The organism is Planococcus sp. RAB007_Raresut, assembly GCF_057369535.1.
In genome coordinates this window covers 1-242 of sequence record NZ_JBXYIF010000243.1, presented here as the reverse complement: position 1 = coordinate 242, position 242 = coordinate 1, and the positions used below count along the sequence as shown (strand labels likewise).

General features: G+C 41.7%; 1 pseudogene. It reads right to left on the bottom strand.

Annotated features, from left to right (window positions below):
* Nucleotides 1–202, bottom strand: a pseudogene (locus AC2Q9J_RS18415) (diaminobutyrate--2-oxoglutarate transaminase); the annotation flags it as partial.
* Nucleotides 203–242: the final 40 nt, after the last annotated feature.

Genomic DNA, 242 nt, shown 5'->3' with positions numbered 1-242 from the left:
CTAAAGCCAATGTTCCTGCCCCAGCTAAACAATCAAGGTACTCTGTACCTTCAACATCAGTAACCCAGCAGCCTTGTGCTTTTGCAATTGCCAACGGTAGTTTACGAGGATAACTACGAACATTCGATTCCATTTGACTTTGGCGAGTCAAATAATATTCGTTGGTTGCATTAGCGGCAGGATTTACGGAAGTAACGCTCATATCGAATTACCATCTCTGATATGGGTAAAAGAAATAAGTC